The organism is Candidatus Macondimonas diazotrophica, from assembly GCF_004684205.1.
Taxonomy (GTDB): Bacteria; Pseudomonadota; Gammaproteobacteria; order UBA5335; family UBA5335; genus Macondimonas; species Macondimonas diazotrophica.
In genome coordinates, this window is sequence record NZ_SRIO01000055.1 from 1 (window position 1) to 2,106 (window position 2,106).

4 protein-coding genes are annotated in these 2,106 nt (G+C 54.0%); all 4 read left to right on the plus strand.

The window, feature by feature from the left end:
• Positions 1 to 200 (plus strand): hypothetical protein (locus E4680_RS13760; RefSeq protein ID WP_205688952.1); only part of this gene is annotated, 200 nt, incomplete at its 5' end.
• Between the two features lies 1 nt (position 201).
• Positions 202 to 669 (plus strand): hypothetical protein, encoded by a 468-nt coding sequence (locus E4680_RS13765; RefSeq protein ID WP_135282999.1) that lies wholly within the window; start codon positions 202 to 204, stop codon positions 667 to 669.
• Between the two features lie 55 nt (positions 670 to 724).
• On the plus strand, positions 725 to 1,294 hold the full coding sequence (locus E4680_RS13770; protein WP_135283000.1) for an ssDNA-binding protein: 570 nt from the start codon (positions 725 to 727) through the stop codon (positions 1,292 to 1,294).
• Between the two features lie 54 nt (positions 1,295 to 1,348).
• Positions 1,349 to 2,106 (plus strand): hypothetical protein (locus tag E4680_RS13775; RefSeq protein WP_135283001.1); only part of this gene is annotated, 758 nt, incomplete at its 3' end.

Genomic DNA, 2,106 nt, shown 5'->3' on the forward strand with positions numbered 1-2,106 from the left:
CGGATAAGCTACAGATTATGCGATGGATCGAAACACAGCGCATGCTTGGATCGATTCCGGACACCAAACTGGATGCCTTGGTAACGACCACCCCCGCATCCCCAGCGCAGGTAAAGAAACTGCTGAAAGAAATACCGGAAGACCTGGCTGAGATGATCATCCAGGAAGAACCCAAACTGACACTACAACGGACGAAGTAACATGGAAGCGCTTATTCTTAGAAATCTTAAAGTATCCCACAGCTCTGTGATCCCCTTTGGCTACCCATCAGCTGAGGTCGCGGCGAACGGACTATCCTTTATTGTCGGATCCGGGTCAACCGAGTTCAAAGCTATTGAAAAGGCTTTGGAAAATGAAGCAGTGGCCCGCTGGTCAGATGCTCACGATAAGAAGTTAAAGCAGGCAAAGCGATCCCAATCTGGATACCCAATGGAGCGCCAGGAAGACGGGAGCGTTAGGGTAAGCACGGTATATTACCAGATCCCATCCATGATGAACGCGAAGGGAGACCCGGTAGATGCCCCGCAGTTCTTTTCTGGTGGTAGCCTTATTGATGTTGCCATCGAGATTAAGGCATACGACCGGCTTGGTAAGCAAGGGCGTAAAATGCCGCAGTTTATGGTATGCCTGCGTGGCGTAAAGGCCAAGGAGGGACCGGACATGAAGTAAGTACATTTACACCCGATCAAAGTTCACTTTTATTGATACCATAGGAAACAAATACATGGCAACGATTACACTGACAAATGTCCAGATGCGCTACTGCAACCTGGTTAAGCCCTACGAACCTAAAGTAGGCGCACCGAAGTACACGATGTGGTTCTACCTGGAGCCTGGCTCCAAGGAACTGAAAGATATTGAAACTGGGCTTGAGGCCGCAGCTAAAGATGCTTTTGGTCCGGAGTACAAGGCCAAGCTAATCAAGGCCAAAAACGGCCAAGGAAGCTACAGCCTGCTGCCCCCGGAAAAGAACACGGATGAGATGGCCGATGGGCGTGTGGCGGTGAAGCCGTCCGCGTTTGCTGATCGACCCTTGCCCCTATTTGATGGCGACGGCCTGCCGACAAAAGACGCCTCGCTGTTCTATCCCGGTGCCTTCGTCAATGTACAGCTCCGGTTCAATGCGTACCAACCTCCTTACAGTGAAGCACCGCCACAGGTGAAGCTGGATCTGGTAGCGGTTCGGTTCTCCAAGCACGGAGAGAAGATCCAAGGCCGCCGGCCCAGCATTACGGCGGAAGATCTGGAAGCCTTGGGCGTCAAGATGGATGTCACTGGCGACGACCTGATCTAAGGTCCCTGCTACTTGGGGCCGCGCCCTTGGCGGCCCTTCTTTTTCGGAGTGCGTATGGCATTCGTTTTCCTTGATTTCGAAACCCGATCCTCGACCCCTATCGAACATGGCCTGACCCAGTATTTCGGGGATAAGGACTTCGGCATAATCGTTAGCTGCTACGCCGTGAACGACGGTCCCGTCATAAAATCTGCGGCGAATAGCACCGATATTCTCCGCACTCAGCCGGAGCTGATCGAGCTGCTGCGAGACCCTGACAACACCCTTGTTGCACACAACGCTGAGTTCGAGGTCAAGGCGATGAAGGAAGGCTATGGGTATGAGCATCCTTGGTCGCGAACGATTTGTACGGCAGCGCAGGCCCGCGCGCACAACCTGCCCGGTAACCTGGACATGTTGGCCAAAGCTTTGTTCACAGATGCGGCCAAGCCGGCGAATGCCAAGGCGTTGATCAAGCGCTACGCATGCCCGCCATTTGAGGATCCGGCACTGGACCCAGTGGCCTGGTCGCAGTTCGTTGAGTATTGTGCGAACGATGTCGAGCTGTTGCGTCGAAGCTTCAAGGCGATGCCGTTCCTGAACTACCCTATGCTGAAGTCTGACCGCGAAGCATTCGCAGCGATACGGAGAATCAACGACCGGGGGATCAAGATTGACCGTGAGCTGGCCGAATATGGCTGCAAGCTGGCGGCTGAAACACGAGACTCCGTTAACCAGGTGCTTTGCAAGCTCACCGCTGGACGTATCCAGACAGTGAGCCAGACCGCTGCGCTTGCAAAGCTCCTGGACATGGGATCCTTATCCGCCGAAGC

Excerpts from the sequence above, each read along its gene's own strand:
- E4680_RS13770 (WP_135283000.1), top strand. The coding sequence starts at position 725 with ATGGCAACGATTACACTGACAAATGTCCAGATGCGCTACTGCAACCTG.
- E4680_RS13765 (WP_135282999.1), top strand. The coding sequence starts at position 202 with ATGGAAGCGCTTATTCTTAGAAATCTTAAAGTATCCCACAGCTCTGTG.